Here is a 15,735-nt window from a genome sequence, read left to right as displayed (position 1 = left end):
CGGAGGAGCAGGGAGATGCTTGCCGACGTTCGCCGGCAGCCGCCACGCTAGTTCACGCGACCAGTGGTGGAGCGGTAGCGCTTGTAGTCCTTGCGGCCCATGGTGATGAGGATGAAGCCTGCGAGGAGGGTGATCACCATCTCGGCGCCGCCCAGAATCATCAGGATGTTGGAAAGGTCCTCAGACTGAGCGCCCCAGCCCACGAACTTGGCGCCGATGCCCCACACGAGGATGCCCAGACCGAACAGGGAGGCCAGGATGCAGCCCATGGCAACCCAAGTGGAGTAGCGCGACAGGGAGGAGTGCGGCGCGGCCAGAGAGACCGGGTCGTAGCCCTCGATGTACGTGTGGTGGATTGCCGTCTGGTACTCCGGGAACGACTCAGACTGAATGTCTGCAACCGCGTGCTGGGAAGCCATGGTGAATTCCTTAACTATTTCCTGTGGGTGGGTATGCACCGTGTATGTCGGCAACTATACGGCACCGCGCGAGCGCAGTCACCGTAAGTGTTGCCGACAGTTGACGGGTGCTTAGTCGTCGCCGCCCTTGAAGGCAGCACGGGCGCGCTCGGCGTTGATCGCGCCGACAGCGTCCAGCGGAATGCCTGCCGGGCAGACATCCGCGCACTCGCCGTACAGCGAGCAGTGGCCGAAGTTGGTCTCCAGCTCATCAACCATCTTGCGGGCGCGGCGTGCTCGCTCCTGCTTACCCAGCGGCAGCAGCTTGAGGTGCTTCAGCTTCGCGCCGGTGAACAGGTGAGCAGCACCGTTCGGGCACGCAGCGACACAAGCGCCGCAGCCGATGCAGGCAGCGTAGTCGAGCGCCAGCTCAGCGTCGTGGTGGTTCACGTGCAGGGTGTCCGCATCCGGGGCGGTACCCGCGTTCACGGAGACGTAGCCGCCCTGCTGCATCACGCGGTCAAGGGCAGAGCGGTCAACAGCCAGGTCCTTGATAACCGGGAATGCGCCGGAGCGGAACGGCTCGATCTTGAGGGTGTCGCCGTCCTTGTAATTCAAGAGACGCTGCAGGCACGCGGTGGTGTTCTGGCCAGCACCGTGCGGGCGGCCGTTGACGGACAGGCCACAGGTGCCGCAGATGCCCTCGCGGCAATCGTGCGCGAAGGTGAACGGCTCCTTGCCGGCCTCCACGTACTGGTTGTTCACGTGGTCGAGCAGCTCCAGGATCGACATCTGGGGCACAGCGTCGTCGACCTGGACGGTCTCGAACGCACCGTCGGTATCGGGTCCGGCCTGACGCCAGATCTCAAGTGTCAGTTTCATTACTTGTAGTTCCTTGCCATCAGCGGGATCGAATCGAAGTACAGGGGCTCTGCGTGGCGGATGAACTCGCCGTCACCTGCAGGCTCCCAAGCGGAGACGAAGCACCAGTTCTCGTCGTCACGCTCAGCCTCACCGTCGTCGGTGAGGTGGTCCATGCGGTAGTGCGCACCACAGGACTCGTCGCGGTCCAGTGCGTCCACGCACATGAGCTCGCCGAGGTTGATGTAGTCCCAGAGGCGCAGAGAAGCCTCGAGGGTCTGGTTCATGTCGTTCGGGGAACCCGGAATGGAGATGTTGGCCAGGAAGTCCTGACGCAGTGCGCGAATGCGCTGGATGCCCTCCTGCAGGCCCTCAACGGTGCGGGCAACGCCGCAGAACTCGTAGAGGAGCGCGCCGAGCTGCTCGTGGTAGTACTCCGGGCCGTGCGGATCAGCGCCCTGGACGCGCATGAGGAACTCGATGCGGTCCTGGGTGCGGGTGACAGCCTCGTGCACCTCCGGTGCGTCGATTGCCAGAGCTGCCTCGCCAAGGTGGTTGGCCAGGTAGTTCGGGATGGTGAACGGGAGGGTGAACCAGCCGTCCACGGACGCAGACAGCAGGGAGTTCGCGCCCAGGCGGTTTGCACCGTGGTAGGTCCAGGAGCACTCACCGGCGGCGAAGAGGCCGTCGATGGAGGTCATCTCGTTGAAGTCGGTCCACAGGCCGCCCATGGTGAAGTGGACGGTCGGCGCAATACGCATCGGCACCTGGTACGGGTTCTCACCGGTGGAGTCCTCGTACATCTCGAACAGGTTGGAGTAGCGCTCGCGGATGGTGTCCTCACCAAGGCGCTCGATGGCGTCGGAGAAGTCCAGGTACGCGGAGTTGTGCAGCGGGCCAACGCCGTAGCCGGCGTTCAGCTGCTGGGAGATGGCGCGGGATGCCACGTCACGCGGGACGAGGTTACCGAAGGCCGGGTAGCGGCGCTCCAGGAAGTAGTCGCGCTCCTCCTCCGGGATGTCCTTCGGATCGCGGTCGTCGCCCTTCTCCTTCGGGGTCCAAATACGGCCGTCGTTACGCAGGGACTCGGACATCAGGGTGGTCTTCGCCTGCCACTTCGCGTTGACCGGCAGGCCGGTCGGGTGGAACTGGACGAAGCACGGGGATGCCAGGTACGCACCGCGCTCGTACGCGCGCATGATGGCGGACGCGTTGGAGTTCTTGGCCAGCGTGGTCTTGTGGTACACGTTGCCGTACCCGCCGGTGGCGAGGATAACGGCGTGGCCGGTGAACGGGGTGATCTCACCGGTGATGAGGTTGCGGGTCACAATGCCGTTGCAACGCTTCTTGCCGTCCTGCTCGGTGATGATGAGATCCATCAGGTCGTTGTGGGTGAAGATCTCCACGTTGCCCAGGTGGATCTGGCGCTGCAGCGCCGATGCGGTGGACAGCTGCAGCTGCTGGCCTGTCTGGCCGCGGGTGTAGTAGGTGCGGGAGACCTGCACGCCACCGAAGGAACGGGTGGCCAGGGTGCCGCCGTACTCGCGCGCGAACGGGGCGCCGATGGCGTTCATGTGGTCGATGACGCGGACGGACTCGATGGCCAAGCGCCAGCAGTCGGACTCGCGGCAGCGGTAGTCGCCGCCCTTCACGGTGTCCTTGCAGTGGCGGTACGCACCGTCGTTGTCCACCTTCTTGCCGCGGGCGGAGTTCACGCCACCCTGTGCAGCAATGGAGTGCGCACGGCGCGGAGCGTCGTGGTAGGTGAAAACCTTGACGTTGTAGCCCAGCTCGCCGAGGGCGGCTGCGGCAGCACCGCCGGAGAGGCCGGTGCCGACAACCAGGACAGTGAACTTGCGGCGGTTCAGCGGGGAGACCAGGTTCATGTGGTCCTTCTGGTACTCCCACATGTCGCGCATGCGAACCTTGTCGCGGTTCGGCTCGGCGTTGCCCAGGACCTCGCCCAGGTGCACGCCGGCGACGACGGATTCCGGCTGACGGAAGCCTGCGTTGACATCGGCGCCCTGCGTAGCGGACGTGGCCTGCTGCTCGGCGCCGGCGGAGCCCGTGTTCGCGTTAATAGAGGTAGTCATTGATGTTTCTCCTAATCAGCCTTACCGAGTGAATCCCGGCACCCAGCCGAATGCGATGGCGATCGGCATGATGATGTTGCCGATCACGACGATGAACGGGAGGACGTAGCCCAGGAAGATCATCAGGCCGCGGCCGCGCTCACCGAGCCAGCCGAGGTCCGAAACTGCCAGGTACACGCCGTGGGTGAGGTGCAGCGCAAGCGCCACCATTGCCAGCACGTAGAACAGGGTCACCGGCCAGCGGTGCGGGGCGAAGGTAGCCAGCAGGTTGTCGCGGACGGCGCCGTGCACGAACTCGTCGGAAGCAACCACCTCACCGAGGGTGAGGTCCAGGATGTGGAAGACGAGGAAGAGCAGGAGGATGACGCCGGTGGCGAGCATCCAGCGGGTCGCGGTGGACTGCCAGCCGCCCATCAGGTTGGTGCGGCGGAACTTGCCGCGGGAGCGGGAAGAGCGTGCACGCAGGGTGAACGCGCCCCAGATGTGCAGCACCAGGCAGGCCAGCAGGATGATGCGCAGGATCCAGAGGAAGCCCTCGCGCGGGAACAGCGGCTCGCCGATGGTGCGGAGGAACTCTCCGTACTCATCGATCGGTGCCACGCCGTTGGCGTTCAGCGGCATGAAGATCTTCAGGTTGCCGACCATGTGGCCGAGCACGAACAGGCCGAAGATCAGGCCGGTGATGGCCATGGTCAGCTTGACGGCCCAAGTTGGGTAGGACGGCCGCTCGCGCAGCGGCTTCTCAGTGATTTTTCCGTGACGAATGGCTTCACGGTCTGCGTTTTGTACAGTCATGGCACCTCCAGTGTCGATTTCACTTTAAGGTCGCAGGCTCCTTTACACGTATTTTCAGCGAGCGTCGAGAAGCGTTTGCCCCCTTCGCACCACGCGCCCCACGCTGCACAGCTTGCGTATCGACGGGATATAGCCCACCGCCATGGCCAGTGTGATGTTGGCCACGCAACTTCCGATTTGGTCCGAATCCCACCCCCGGTACCCCTTTATGCGTCAACCTTTGGTTGGTAAGTTTGCCCTAAGCTGGGCGTTTAGGTCCGGGGCGGGGGCAGTGCCGGGCACCGACGGCGTGACCCAAATCTCTGTATGGTGGGCGACATGGCTGACAACATGAGAAACTCTGCAACCCGTGACATTGACGCTTCCGCACAGGAGATCTTCGACATTCTCTCCAACCCGGAGCGCCACGCCGAGACCGACAACTCCGGCATGGTGGTCTCCGCCGACCAGGGCGAGCGCATTAAGGCTGTGGGCGACACCTTCACCATGAACATGACTAAGGAAGACGGCGACTACCAGACCGTGAACGAGGTGTTCGCCTTCCAGGAGGACCGCGTTATCGGCTGGAAGAACGTCGAGAACACCACCGCCGAGGTCAAGGTTGGCGCGAAGTGGCTCTACGAGCTCGAGCCGATCGACGCCGACAACACCCGCGTGAAGCTCACCTACCAGCGCGACGAGATTGAGCTGGACAACGTGCGCAAGATGAGCGAGAAGTTCGACGATGACTTCCTGGCAAAGTCCCTGGACAACCTCGCCGCAGCGGTCGCGGGCACCGACAACCCGACCCAGAAGCACTAGCTTTACGACGATTGCTTAAACGCCGGCCCCTCCCCTCGGAGGGCCCGGCGTTTTAACTTAGTTGAGCCCCATGTACTCCTTAAGCACGAGCTCAGCGCGCTCGTGCTGGCCGGATTCCTTGAGTAACGCAACAAATTCGTCGAGCACCGCTGGCACGGCGCTGCGTTGCGAGGTAGCAATGAGCGCTTCGATAACCGACTCGTAGGCCCACGCGGCGTCGTCGTAACGCTTCGCCTCGTGTAATTGGCGGGCGGCGAGCAGGAATGCTTCAGCAGCCAAGCGAATCTCACCGGCCGAGCCAAAGCCTTCGCCGGCGCGCATCGCCTCTTCCGCAGCTCCGGTAGCGTCCCCGCGGGCGGCGGCGAGACGGGAGAGGATGTCGTGGATCCGAGCGCGGCGCACATCGTTGCCACGTTGCTCCTGCTCGGCCAGTTCACCGGTCATAGTGGCAGTGTCCACGTCCGAGATCCCGGCGAGCGCGTCGCGCACGGTGGGACCGGTCACGTCAGTATCGTCCAGCTCCGCCTCACTGCCTGCCCACGCATAGGCGACCTGCACCAAAAGATCCGGGTGGGCTTCGCTTGCGATGAGTCGGTCCCAAGACTGCTGGAACACGTGCACGGCGTCTGCGTAGCAACCCGACATCGAGCGGACCTGCGCGGACTCGGCGTAGGCGAGGCCAGCGCCGAGGATGTCCCCGGCCGCGTCGCGCTGCGCCGCTGCGCGATCGTACAGCGGCGCGGCTTCGTCCCACTGTTCGTGCCTTGCAAGCTCCTCGGCAGCGGTGAACGGGTCGGAGACAGAAGTGGGTCGGGAGATTTCAGCGCTCAGGTCATCAGGTACCGCACTTGGTTCGACGGCCTCCACCGGCTCTTCTGCCTCCCCGAGGTCGGCCAGCACACGGGCTTGGCGTGCCTCGGCCAGCACACCAGCCCAGTGGGGCTTGCCAGCCCGTGCGTCGAAGGCGGCGGCGAGGGTGGCGGCTTCGTGCTCGCAAGCGGCGGCAAGCGTGGCAACGGTGGAGAATGCTTCGAGCCCGGTGGGGAGTTCGCCGGCGCCAGGATGGGCGCTCAGCCCCCGGATCATCGCCAGGCAGTAGCGCAGGCGGTGCATGGGCGCGCCCTGGCCCTCCACGGCGTCACGGCCGATGGTGCTCAGCATCGCGAGGCCCTCTTCGAGCTGATTGCCGCGGGCGAAGATCTCGAACCAGCCGGCGATGCGCTCCGGATCGCGCAGGGTGCGGTCGTGGTGGGCGATGGAAGACCGCAAGAACTCGGCGCAAGCGCGGGCATCACCAGTGTGCAGGTTGGCCATCGCCAGCTCGAGGAACATTCCGGCGGGCTCGCGGTTGCAGGTGGCGTTGTCGAGGGGGCCGAGGTTCACGGCGTCGTCGTAACGCCCGAGGGAAACCATGCGGTGGATTAAGTCGCTGTGGTGGCAGGCCTCGCAGTCCATGTCATCGCCGGCGATGGCGTTCCACTGCGTCCAATAGCGCTCCGCGTCCTCTTTGTCACCGTTCGCGGAAGCCCACCCGAAACGCGCCCGCGACACGGCGGCCATGCTGTGGCCGGCCTGGCGGTAGCGTGCCTCCATGTCATCGAGCAACGCTTCTGCGACCTCGCGGGTAATTTCCGGGTAGTCCGGCAGCGCATCCCCGATCCACTTGAACTGCCAAAACAGGAGGTCGGTGTCGTGCTCGTCGAAGTACTCCGGGTGTGTGTCGTAGAGGCGCAGCAGCTCAGAAAACGTGGCGAATGCCTCCGGGGTGTCCACGCCGAAGGTGTAGGCGCGCACCAAATGCTCTAGCACCTCTGGAAGCATCTCGTCGGGGCCCTGGTTGCGCACTCGGCGCGCGAGCACCTCTGCAGCCAGCACGCGGGCGGGGCCGTCCGGCATGTCAGTCAGCACGTTGAGGGCTTTACGGGTTTCAGTTCTCGTGTCCATCGTGGGTTCCTTCTTTCGGGTCGGTCAACGCGGCGGTGAGCAGCACGCCGAGGGATGCCGATAGGCTCGCTGCTTCGCCAGCCGTGAGCCCTTCACCCGTGAGCAGCACGGCCGAGTAATAGATCGTGCGAAACGCCGCCGGCAGCTCCGGGCTGTCGTGCGCGGCGAGCAGCGTGCGCACGGTCGGGTTCGCATCGTTGAGCACCAGGGTGCGGGCCACAATCGGCTCGTCGCCCTGGTCGAAGCTCCCCAGCAGCGCACGCCACCCGCCCTCGGCCTCGGCCTGCTCGCGTCGGCGTTCTAAGCGCCGCTCCGCCTCGGGGTCGCGCAGCAGTACCGCGGGCACGTCGGCGGGCGCGAACTCGCGCAAGGTGATCTCGCAATCGTCGGCACCCAGCACTTCTGTCATTCGCTCGATCGCCAGCAACGTCTCCGCCTCCCGAACCGGGCCCACCGGCGTAAACGTCTGGTGCATGCTTTTCGACGACAGCACCTCAACCTTCCAGCCCGGCCTCGCAGCGAGCCGGTTGAGCAAATCCGCGTCGTAGACGTAGCCCGCGTTGACTACGCCCAGCTGCTGCGCCCGAGCCACTGGCGCGACGGCGCGGTACGCCTCCGTCGTCGGGCAATAACGCACTACGCCCGCCTCGGCGGCAAGCTGCTTCAGCGTCATCGCGCCCAGCGTCGTTTCGTACGGCAGCACCTCTGCGGCGAGCTCCAGCATGTCGTCATCCACCAGCGCCATTGACCGCAGCGCCAAGTGGTGCACCTCCAGGAACCGCCGCGCGCGTTCATGCGTGCCGACGAGCGTGTCCTGTGCCCACCGCTTCAACTGCTCACCGAGTTCGTCCCGGGTCAGGGCGAGGGTGGCGTCGTCACGCAATTGCTCGCGCGAGGCAACCGGAGAGAGCGCGTCGGAGTTGAGCACCGCCCGGACGAAGAAGGCCCACTCGGGCAAGACGGCGTCGGCGGTGGCGTCGACAAGCATGCGCTTTGTGTACACGCGGTGCCTGCCCGACTTCGGCGACACCGCGTGCGGCAGGACGAACGCCACGCCGGTGGTGCCGGTGACACCCACCTCCAAGTCAATCGCCGCGAGCGGCGTGAACCCGAACGTGCGCTCGCAATAGGCGCGCAATGCGCGCTCGCGCTCCGCGGGGGAGGCGTACGCGGCCAGCCAGGGCAGCTCCGGTTCTGTGATGCGGCGCCACTGGCGACCCGCACCCACCGGCACTTTCACCGCGATATCGACGGGCAGGAACGAGCAGTATTCCGCGGCGAGGCGCACCACCGTGTCCGTGGCCACCCAGTCCTCCATGTATTGCGACGCACGCAGGCGCACCTGGGTGCCGACCGGCTGCTCGTCGCCGCCGAGTTCCGCGAGCCGGAACGTGCCGTCGCTGTGGCCCTCCCAGCGAATCGCGGGGTGGCCTACAGCGCGGCTGCACACCTCGATCGTGTCGCTGATCAGAAACGCCGCGAGCAGGCCGATCCCGAACTGGCCGACGAACTCTTGGCGCCCCTCACCAAACACAGCATCGCGTTTCGACGACTGCCCAATCGTGGCCAACAGCTCCTCAGCCTGCGCGTACGTCATGCCGATGCCGGTGTCCGTCACCGTCAGCCCCGGCTCGTCGACCCACGGCTCAAGCCGCACCGTGGCGGGCGCGTCTGGGTCCTCTAGTTGGCGCGCGGCGACCGCATCAGCCGCGTTCTGCACCAGCTCACGAAGGTATACCTGCGGCCCCGAATACAGGTGCTGCGAGAGCACCTCGACGAGCCCGCCCAGGTTGACCTGGAAGCGGTCGAGCGTCACTCCCCGCTCTCTTCGACCTGGGCTCCCTCAACAGCCTCCGGGAACGCCTCATTGATCGCCTCGAACAACGAATTGCCCGTCATCAAACCGCAGTTCAGGTGGTCTTCCAGCTGATCGTCGGTAAGGCCGTACTGGTACGCAACGACGTGCTCGCACACGATGCGGACCGTGTCCTCCTCCGAGACGATCGTGCAGGTCTTCGGCCAGAAGTGCTCGCGGTTCCACGCTGCAGTAAACGCGTTCGCCTCATCCAGACGGTCCAGCGGCAACTCGCCGTACCACGTGCCGCGAACGCAGAAGATGTCCCGATCGGCGCCGAGCGCCATGAAATTGAACCCGCCGAACTCCCAGCCGCCGACCAGGTCGCCGTCATCGTCCACGCCGTAGTTGATCTCGTTGCGGTCAAAAATCTGGCGGACCCGGTCCATCGACAGCGGGGCAAGGCCGTTCGCGTTCTGCGCCGGCGCATTATCGAAAAAGCCCATGGAGTGCTCCTTTGTGGTGATTGCCGCATGGTGTTCAGCGCGATGTTGTCACACCTGAGCTTAGTGGCCCAGCGCACACTACGCAGCGGGTGCGGGATGCCGCCCGAAACAACACGCCGCCCCGGCCTCACAACGTGGGTGGGGCCGGGGCGGCTGCTTCAAGATGCGGGGAAGCCGAGGCTTCTACAGGTTGATCATGTGGCCTTCGACGCCGTGCGCGATCTCCTTGACCGCCTCGGACAGAGTCGGGTGGATGTGGATGCTGCGCGCGATCTCGCTCGCGGTGAGGTCGAAGCGCTGCGCCAGCACAACCTCAGGGATGAGCTCGGACACGTTGGCACCGACGAAGTGGGCGCCCAGGATCTCGCCGTACTCCGCGTCCGCGACCAGCTTGGCAAAACCAGCGGTCTCGTTCAGGCCCACTGCCTTGCCGTTTGCGCTGAACGGGAAGGTAGCCACCTTGATCTCGCGGTCCGGCCACTTGTCCTTCGCCTGCTCCTCGGTGTAGCCCATGGAGGCGACCTGCGGGTTGCAGAAGGTTGCGCGCGGGGTCATCATGTAGTCCTCGATCTCGAGGGTCTCCGCATCCGCGATCGTCTCCGCGGCGATGATGCCCTGTGCCTCAGCCACGTGGGCGAGCTGCAGCTTCGCGGTCACGTCGCCGATGGCGTAGATGTGCTCGACGTTGGTGCGCATCCGCTCGTCGATAGCAATAGCGCCGCGCTCGGTGAGCTCAACGCCGGTGTTCTCCAGGCCGTAGCCTTCAACGCGCGGCGCGAAGCCGACGGAGATCATGACGCGGTCCACGGTGAGGGTCTGGGTGTCCTCGGTGCCGTTCTTCTTGATGTCCACCTCAACGGAGTCGCCGTTGTCGCGCACAGCGGTGGTGGCGTGGCCGGTCAGTAGCTTCACGCCCAGCTTCTTGTAGCGCTTCGCAATCTCCTTGGACACGTCCTTGTCCTCGTTCGGAAGGACGCGGTCCATGTACTCGACGACGGTGACGTCCACGCCGTAGTTGGAGAGCACGTAGGCGAACTCCATGCCGATGGCGCCCGCGCCGACGATGACCATGGTCTTCGGGGCCTCAGGGTTGAGGATCTGCTCCTCGTAGGACACCACGTTGTCGGACAGCTCGATGCCCGGCAGGGTGCGCACCACGGAGCCGGTGGCGATGATGCAATCGTCGAACGTGACGGTCTTGCCCTTATCATCACCCTCGGTGATCTCTATGGTCTTCGCGTCCTTGAAGGAGCCGAGGCCGTGGATCTCGGTGATCTTGTTCTTCTTCATCAGGTAGTGCACGCCGCCGACGATCTTCTCGGAGACCTTGCGGGAGCGCTTGTGGGCATCCGCGAAGTCAAACTCCACGTCACCCTTGATGCCGAAGGTCTTCGCCTCGTGGTTGAAGATCTCCGCCACCTCGGCGTTCTTGATCAGGGACTTAGAGGGGATGCAGCCCACGTTCAGGCAGACACCGCCCCAGTACTGCTTCTCAATCACGGCAACCTTTTTGCCGAGCTGAGCTGCGCGAATAGCGGCAACGTAGCCACCGGGGCCCGCGCCGAGGACAACAACGTCAAAATGTTCTGTAGTCACGCCCCCAAGGATACTGCGAATACACCGATCGAGGGCGAAGGGTTCGGGCGAGCACAGTAATGTAACAGTCGTCGAAAAGCTTCGTCTTGCCCGTGTTGCACCGTGTGAAAGCGAGCCTGCCTAATGAAGTTCACGCGCCCCGCCGCAGCGACCGTTGCAGCGGTAGCTGTCGCTGCGGTTGTTGTTCCTGCCGTCGGCACGCAGGAGCATGCCCCTCACCCGGCCGTGATCCAGCCGGCGAGCACGGTGGTGACCACGTCGGTTGCGCCGCTGCCGACCACGACGGCGGCCGAACAGCCCACCACCGCCACGGCGGCAGAGCCGAAGGTGGTTGAGGCAAGCCCGGAGGTGGCGGCCACCACGACACCAACCCCGGCGGGCGCATCCGTGCCGGACGGGGACCTGAAGGCCATCGCGAACGCCGTGGACGAGGCGCTTACCGCGGACACCACCGAGGGCGAGCTGGACAACATGCCCCCGCTTTACGACGGTCCGGGGACAACCACCCCGACCAAGGCAGACGTGAAGCCGATGGTTGAGGCGCCGAAGGACTACAAGGGAAACCCCCAGCTGTGGTTCAGGCAGGTGCGCCTGCTCGGCGGCGAGGCTGTAGCGGTGTGGTCCGAATCCATGCAGCGCGACATCCCGGTTGCGGTGCTCCCGGCGCGCGACGCGGCAGGCAACAGGATTGACAACGCGCCGACGTACTACCTGCTCAACGGCGCGGGCGGCTCGGAGCAGAACACCGATTGGCTGGTGCAAGCACCGGAAGAGGTCCGCGCGGTGCTCGGGGGTGCCGGCGTGAACGTGGTCATTCCGATGGAAGGCGCGTTCTCCTACTACGTGGACTGGCTGACCGTGCCGGAGAAGAACGTGTACTACCACGGCCCGCAGATGTGGACCACGTTCTTGGGCGAGGAGCTGCCGTACGCCATCGAGGATTACCTGGGCGCGAACGATCTGCGCGCGGTGACGGGCTTTTCCATGTCCGCGACGTCCTCGCTGTTGTTGGCAGAGCACTACCCTAACCGCTACGCCGCTGTGGGGTCGTTCTCCGGCTGCGCGGCTACATCGACGCCGCTGCCGTCCTTCTTCGTCGGATTGACCGTGAACCGCGGTTCTGCCGGCAAGGGCAACATCACCCCGGAGAACCTGTGGGGCCCACGCGGGTCCGAGTACAACCGATACAACGACGCGCTGGTGATGGCGGACAAGCTGCAGGGCACGAACACCCAATCTACATGTCCTCCGGCACGGGCCTCGCTGCGGAGACGGACATGGTGGGCTACCTGAAGAACGTGAAAGAGCTGAAGTCCGCGGAAGCGCTGGGCAACGCGACGACCCTGCACGTTGAGGGCGGCGCGATCGAGGGCGCGATGAACGCGTGCTCCCACGACCTGCACACGAAGCTGCAATCGCTCAACGTGCCGGTGACGTTCAACCAACGCAACGTGGGCACCCACTCCTGGCCGCTGTGGCGCGACGACCTCAAGGTGTCTTGGGACCAGGTGATCAAGCCCGCGCTGGGGTTGTAGGGGGTGGGGTACACCCAGCCCGCCGGGCCTTAGAACAGCCCGAACCCGAATGCGATGCGGGAGGACATCGAAGAGCCGAGGTGCATGAGCATGCCAAGAAGCTCGTTGATCTGGACCTGAAGCTGCTCAATCGGGTTCATGCCGGCTCTTCCTTCGCGTAAGAATCTCAACGTTGCTGTAACAGTTGCGCACTATTGTTACACAAGTTTCCTAAAGTGACCGTAAGATAACCGCACATGAGCATGAAGCGCACGTTCAACGCCGTCACTTCCGCCGTGGCCGCCAACGCCGCCGCGGCGGCTCTCGCACTCGGTGCAGTCGCACCGCTACCAAACGCCCAGGCCGCGCCGGTAACCGCCGCCCAGGTTGCCGGCACCACGCCGGTAGGCACTGTGAAGGCGTGGGATGCCCGCACCACCCCGCCGATGGTGGTCAGCTCCGGCAAACCGCAGGACTGGGTCCAGCAGGTTGACCACAAAAACGTGCTCTCCTACCTCGTCTACTCCCCGTCGATGAACCGCGACATCCCCGTCGCCGTCGTCCCCGCCACCAACGCGCAGGGCCAGCGCGTCTACGGCGCGCCGATCATCTACATGCTCAACGGCGCAGGCGGTGCGGAGCAGAACCAGGACTGGCTGAAGATGGCCAACGTGCGCGAGTTCTTCGCCGGCAAGGGTGTCAACGTGGTCATTCCGCAGGCGGGTGCGTTCAGCTACTACACCGACTGGGTGGACGACACGCTGAACACCCCGTACCTGAAGGGCCCGCAGAAGTGGGAGACCTTTATTACCAAGGAGCTCCCCGGCCCGATGGAGCGCACCCTGGGCGCGGATAACCGCCGCGCCATCGTGGGCTTCTCCATGTCCGGCACCTCAGCGCTCGTGCTGCCGCAGCACAACCCGGGCTTCTACGACGCCGCCGCGTCCTTCTCCGGCTGCGCTGCCACCGCCTCCCCGCAGGGCTACAACTTCGCGCGGCTGACGGTGAACCGCGCCGGCAACTCCGATTTCAAGACGGTGACGCCGGAGCGCATGTGGGGCCCGATGGGCGGGCCGTACAACGTGTGGAATGACGGTTTGATCAACGCGGAGAAGCTGCGCGGCACCAAGCTCTACGTCTCCTCCGCCACCGGCCTGGCCGGCCACTACGACCAGGTGGGCTACATCATGGGCCTGGGCGCGAACGAGATTGAAGCGAGCGTGGCAGCCACAACCCTGCAGATTGAGGGCGGCGTGATCGAGGCCGCGATTAACCAGTGCAACCATGACCTGCGCGCGAAGCTCGAGGCGCTGAACATTCCGGCGCACTACGAGTTCCGCAACGTTGGCACCCACTCCTGGCCGTACTGGCGCGAGGACATGGAGCGCTCCTGGTTCACCACCATCGCCCCCGCGTTCGGCCTGTGAGGAAGCCGATGAGGGAGATTGCACCCGAGCTTCTCGACGGGATTGACAACCCCGAAACCCTCGCCTGGGCGCGGGAGTGGTCCGACGCCACCGAAGAGGCGTACGCGGATGACGCGTTGCGCGCCCGGTTCCGGGAGTCTCTGGATTCGGACGACCAGATCCCGTTTGTCTCGCGCCGCGGCGAGTACCTCTACAACTTCTGGCGCGACGCGGCCCACGTGCGCGGGCTGTGGCGCCGCACCACGCTGGAGTCCTACCGCTCGGACCAGCCGGAATGGGAGGTGCTGCTTGACCTCGACGCGCTCGCGTCGACGGAGGGCGAGGACTGGGTCTGGAAGGGTGCCGCTGTGCGCCCGCTGGCGTACGACCGCGCCTTGGTCCAGCTCTCCCGCGGCGGGGCGGACGCGACGGTGGTGCGGGAGTTCGACCTTGGTACCCGCGAGTTCGTTCCCGGGGGCTTTCGTATCGACGAAGCCAAGACCGATGTCTCCTGGGTCGACCTGAACACCCTGCTCGTGTGCACCGACACGGGTGAAGCAGGTGCCCTCACCGAATCCGGCTACCCCGCTCAGGTCCAGCGCTGGACGCGGGACAGGGAGGGCAACGTCCACTGCGAGGAGGTCTTCCGCGGCGAGGCGACCGATGTCATGGTCGGTGGGGAGTTCGACCCGACCCCCGGCTTCGAGCGCACCGTGTTCTCGCGCATGCTGGATTTCTACAACTCCCGCATTTGGGTTGATGGCGAGGAGCTGGAGCTGCCCACCGACTGCGGCGCGGTGGTGCGCCGCCAGTGGCTGTTCATCCTTCCCCGCACAGACTTCGCCGGGGTAGCCGCAAGGCCAGCTCGGCGTGATTGAACTGGCATCGTTCCAGGACGGTGCGCGCGATTTCACCGTGCTCGTCGCCGATGCCACCGTGGAGAACATCTCGTTCACCCAGACATCGATGCTGGTGACCACGCTCAAGGACGTGACTACCCACATCACCCGCTTCACGCTGGGCACGTGGGAACAGGAGGAGCTTACGCTTCCTGATGCCGCCTCCGCCTACGTCGTAGCCACCAGCGCCAACGACGGGGATGAGGCATGGCTGGCAGCATCCAGCTTCACCACGCCCACCACGCTGCTGCGCTACGCCCCGGGCAGCCAAGCCCGGGGCGGCGAAGATGCCGCGCCCGAGCCGGTCAAGCAGTCGCCGGCGTTCTTCGATGCCGCAGGGTTGGAAACCCGCCAGCACTGGGTCACTTCCGCCGACGGCACCCGTGTGCCCTACTTCATCACCGGCGATTTCTCCCGCGGCGCCCAGCCGACGCTTGTCGGCGGGTACGGGGGCTTTGAGGTGTCCTTGTTGCCGTCGTATAGCAATGCCCGCGGAATCGGGTGGCTGGAGAAGGGCTACTTCTACGTGCAGCCGAACCTGCGCGGCGGCGGCGAGTTCGGTCCGGAATGGCACTCGCAGGTGGTGAAGACGAACCGGCACAAGGTGTGGGAGGACCACCGCGCTGTGCTGGAGGACGTGGTGCGCCGCGGCTACGCGGCGCCGTCGCAGATCGGCATCCGCGGCGGCTCCAACGGCGGCCTGCTCACTTCGGGCGCGCTGGTGCAGTACCCGGAGCTGATCGGTGCCGCCGTGATTCAGGTGCCGCTGACGGATATGCTGCGCTACCACACGCTTTCCGCAGGCGCGTCCTGGATGGCGGAGTACGGGGACCCGGGTGATCCGGTGGAGCGCGCGGCGATTGAGCGCTGGAGTCCGCTCCACAACGTCCGTTCCCGCGAGGAGGTGGCGTACCCGCCGGCGCTGGTAACCACGTCTACAAGGGATGACCGCGTGCACCCCGCGCACGCCCGCACGTTTGCCCTCGCGTTGGACAAGGCTGGTCAGCCGGTGGATTACTTCGAGAACACCGCAGGTGGTCACGCCGGCGCGGCGGATAATGATCAGGTAGCGCGCGTGGAGTCGATGATCTTTATTTGGCTGGAGCGCCATCTCGCGGGAAGCTAGT

At 65.2% G+C, this 15,735-nt stretch carries 12 protein-coding genes and 1 pseudogene; 5 read left to right on the top strand and 8 right to left on the bottom strand.

The annotated features are described in order from the left end of the window. Positions 1 to 47: 47 nt before the first annotated feature. The 4 genes from JZY91_RS00620 to JZY91_RS00605 form a co-directional block, all read right to left on the bottom strand. On the bottom strand, positions 48 to 419 hold the full coding sequence (locus tag JZY91_RS00620) for a hypothetical protein (RefSeq protein ID WP_234948080.1): 372 nt from the start codon (positions 417 to 419) through the stop codon (positions 48 to 50). 111 nt (positions 420 to 530) lie between these two features. Continuing rightward, on the bottom strand, positions 531 to 1,280 hold the full coding sequence (locus tag JZY91_RS00615) for a succinate dehydrogenase/fumarate reductase iron-sulfur subunit (RefSeq protein ID WP_234948079.1): 750 nt from the start codon (positions 1,278 to 1,280) through the stop codon (positions 531 to 533). Continuing rightward, entirely contained in the window at positions 1,280 to 3,352 is a 2,073-nt protein-coding gene (locus tag JZY91_RS00610; protein ID WP_234948078.1) for a fumarate reductase/succinate dehydrogenase flavoprotein subunit, read from the bottom strand. The genes JZY91_RS00615 and JZY91_RS00610 overlap by 1 nt, the downstream gene beginning before the upstream one ends. A 21-nt stretch (positions 3,353 to 3,373) precedes the next feature. After that, positions 3,374 to 4,147: a succinate dehydrogenase cytochrome b subunit gene (locus tag JZY91_RS00605; RefSeq protein ID WP_234948077.1), complete on the bottom strand. Its 774-nt coding sequence runs from the start codon at positions 4,145 to 4,147 to the stop codon at positions 3,374 to 3,376. A gap of 318 nt (positions 4,148 to 4,465) precedes the next feature. On the opposite strand from JZY91_RS00605, the gene JZY91_RS00600 reads away from it, so the two are divergent. Beyond that, complete coding sequence (locus tag JZY91_RS00600; protein ID WP_234948076.1) at positions 4,466 to 4,948, top strand: SRPBCC family protein; 483 nt, start codon at positions 4,466 to 4,468, stop codon at positions 4,946 to 4,948. 57 nt (positions 4,949 to 5,005) lie between these two features. On the opposite strand, the gene JZY91_RS00595 is transcribed toward JZY91_RS00600, so the two are convergent. The 4 genes from JZY91_RS00595 to lpdA form a co-directional block, all read right to left on the bottom strand. Then, positions 5,006 to 6,892, bottom strand: coding sequence for a hypothetical protein (locus JZY91_RS00595; protein ID WP_234948075.1), 1,887 nt, complete (start codon positions 6,890 to 6,892; stop codon positions 5,006 to 5,008). Next, a complete protein-coding gene (locus tag JZY91_RS00590; RefSeq protein WP_234948074.1) occupies positions 6,876 to 8,708 on the bottom strand; it encodes an HSP90 family protein in 1,833 nt (610 codons plus the stop codon). Before JZY91_RS00590 ends, JZY91_RS00595 begins: the two co-directional genes overlap by 17 nt. Next, entirely contained in the window at positions 8,705 to 9,193 is a 489-nt protein-coding gene (locus JZY91_RS00585) for a YbjN domain-containing protein (RefSeq protein ID WP_234948073.1), read from the bottom strand. The genes JZY91_RS00590 and JZY91_RS00585 overlap by 4 nt, the downstream gene beginning before the upstream one ends. Before the next feature lie 183 nt (positions 9,194 to 9,376). Beyond that, positions 9,377 to 10,789 (bottom strand): dihydrolipoyl dehydrogenase, encoded by a 1,413-nt coding sequence (lpdA, locus tag JZY91_RS00580; RefSeq protein ID WP_234948072.1) that lies wholly within the window; start codon positions 10,787 to 10,789, stop codon positions 9,377 to 9,379. A gap of 123 nt (positions 10,790 to 10,912) precedes the next feature. On the opposite strand from lpdA, the gene JZY91_RS00575 reads away from it, so the two are divergent. The 4 genes and pseudogenes from JZY91_RS00575 to JZY91_RS00560 all read left to right on the top strand — a co-directional run bounded on the left by JZY91_RS00575 (position 10,913) and on the right by JZY91_RS00560 (position 15,734). Further along, positions 10,913 to 12,082 carry an alpha/beta hydrolase family protein gene (locus JZY91_RS00575; RefSeq protein ID WP_234948071.1) on the top strand — a complete coding sequence of 390 codons (1,170 nt, stop codon included), beginning with the start codon at positions 10,913 to 10,915 and terminating at the stop codon, positions 12,080 to 12,082. Beyond that, positions 12,031 to 12,324 carry a hypothetical protein gene (locus tag JZY91_RS00570; RefSeq protein ID WP_234948070.1) on the top strand — a complete coding sequence of 98 codons (294 nt, stop codon included), beginning with the start codon at positions 12,031 to 12,033 and terminating at the stop codon, positions 12,322 to 12,324. The genes JZY91_RS00575 and JZY91_RS00570 overlap by 52 nt, the downstream gene beginning before the upstream one ends. Positions 12,325 to 12,560: 236 nt before the next feature. After that, a complete protein-coding gene (locus JZY91_RS00565; protein ID WP_234948069.1) occupies positions 12,561 to 13,730 on the top strand; it encodes an alpha/beta hydrolase family protein in 1,170 nt (389 codons plus the stop codon). A gap of 8 nt (positions 13,731 to 13,738) precedes the next feature. Further along, a pseudogene (locus JZY91_RS00560) lies at positions 13,739 to 15,734 on the top strand (prolyl oligopeptidase family protein). The last annotated feature ends 1 nt before the right edge of the window (position 15,735 follow it).

This window comes from Corynebacterium sp. CNCTC7651 (assembly GCF_021496665.1).
Taxonomy (GTDB): Bacteria; Actinomycetota; Actinomycetes; order Mycobacteriales; family Mycobacteriaceae; genus Corynebacterium.
This window is presented reverse-complemented; position numbering and strand designations above follow the sequence as displayed.

Coding starts and splice junctions, on each gene's coding strand:
- JZY91_RS00620 (WP_234948080.1), bottom strand. CDS start 419: ATGGCTTCCCAGCACGCGGTTGCAGACATTCAGTCTGAGTCGTTCCCG.
- JZY91_RS00615 (WP_234948079.1), bottom strand. CDS start 1,280: ATGAAACTGACACTTGAGATCTGGCGTCAGGCCGGACCCGATACCGAC.
- JZY91_RS00610 (WP_234948078.1), bottom strand. CDS start 3,352: ATGACTACCTCTATTAACGCGAACACGGGCTCCGCCGGCGCCGAGCAG.
- JZY91_RS00605 (WP_234948077.1), bottom strand. CDS start 4,147: ATGACTGTACAAAACGCAGACCGTGAAGCCATTCGTCACGGAAAAATC.
- JZY91_RS00600 (WP_234948076.1), top strand. CDS start 4,466: ATGGCTGACAACATGAGAAACTCTGCAACCCGTGACATTGACGCTTCC.
- JZY91_RS00595 (WP_234948075.1), bottom strand. CDS start 6,892: ATGGACACGAGAACTGAAACCCGTAAAGCCCTCAACGTGCTGACTGAC.
- JZY91_RS00585 (WP_234948073.1), bottom strand. CDS start 9,193: ATGGGCTTTTTCGATAATGCGCCGGCGCAGAACGCGAACGGCCTTGCC.
- JZY91_RS00575 (WP_234948071.1), top strand. CDS start 10,913: ATGAAGTTCACGCGCCCCGCCGCAGCGACCGTTGCAGCGGTAGCTGTC.
- JZY91_RS00570 (WP_234948070.1), top strand. CDS start 12,031: ATGTCCTCCGGCACGGGCCTCGCTGCGGAGACGGACATGGTGGGCTAC.
- JZY91_RS00565 (WP_234948069.1), top strand. CDS start 12,561: ATGAGCATGAAGCGCACGTTCAACGCCGTCACTTCCGCCGTGGCCGCC.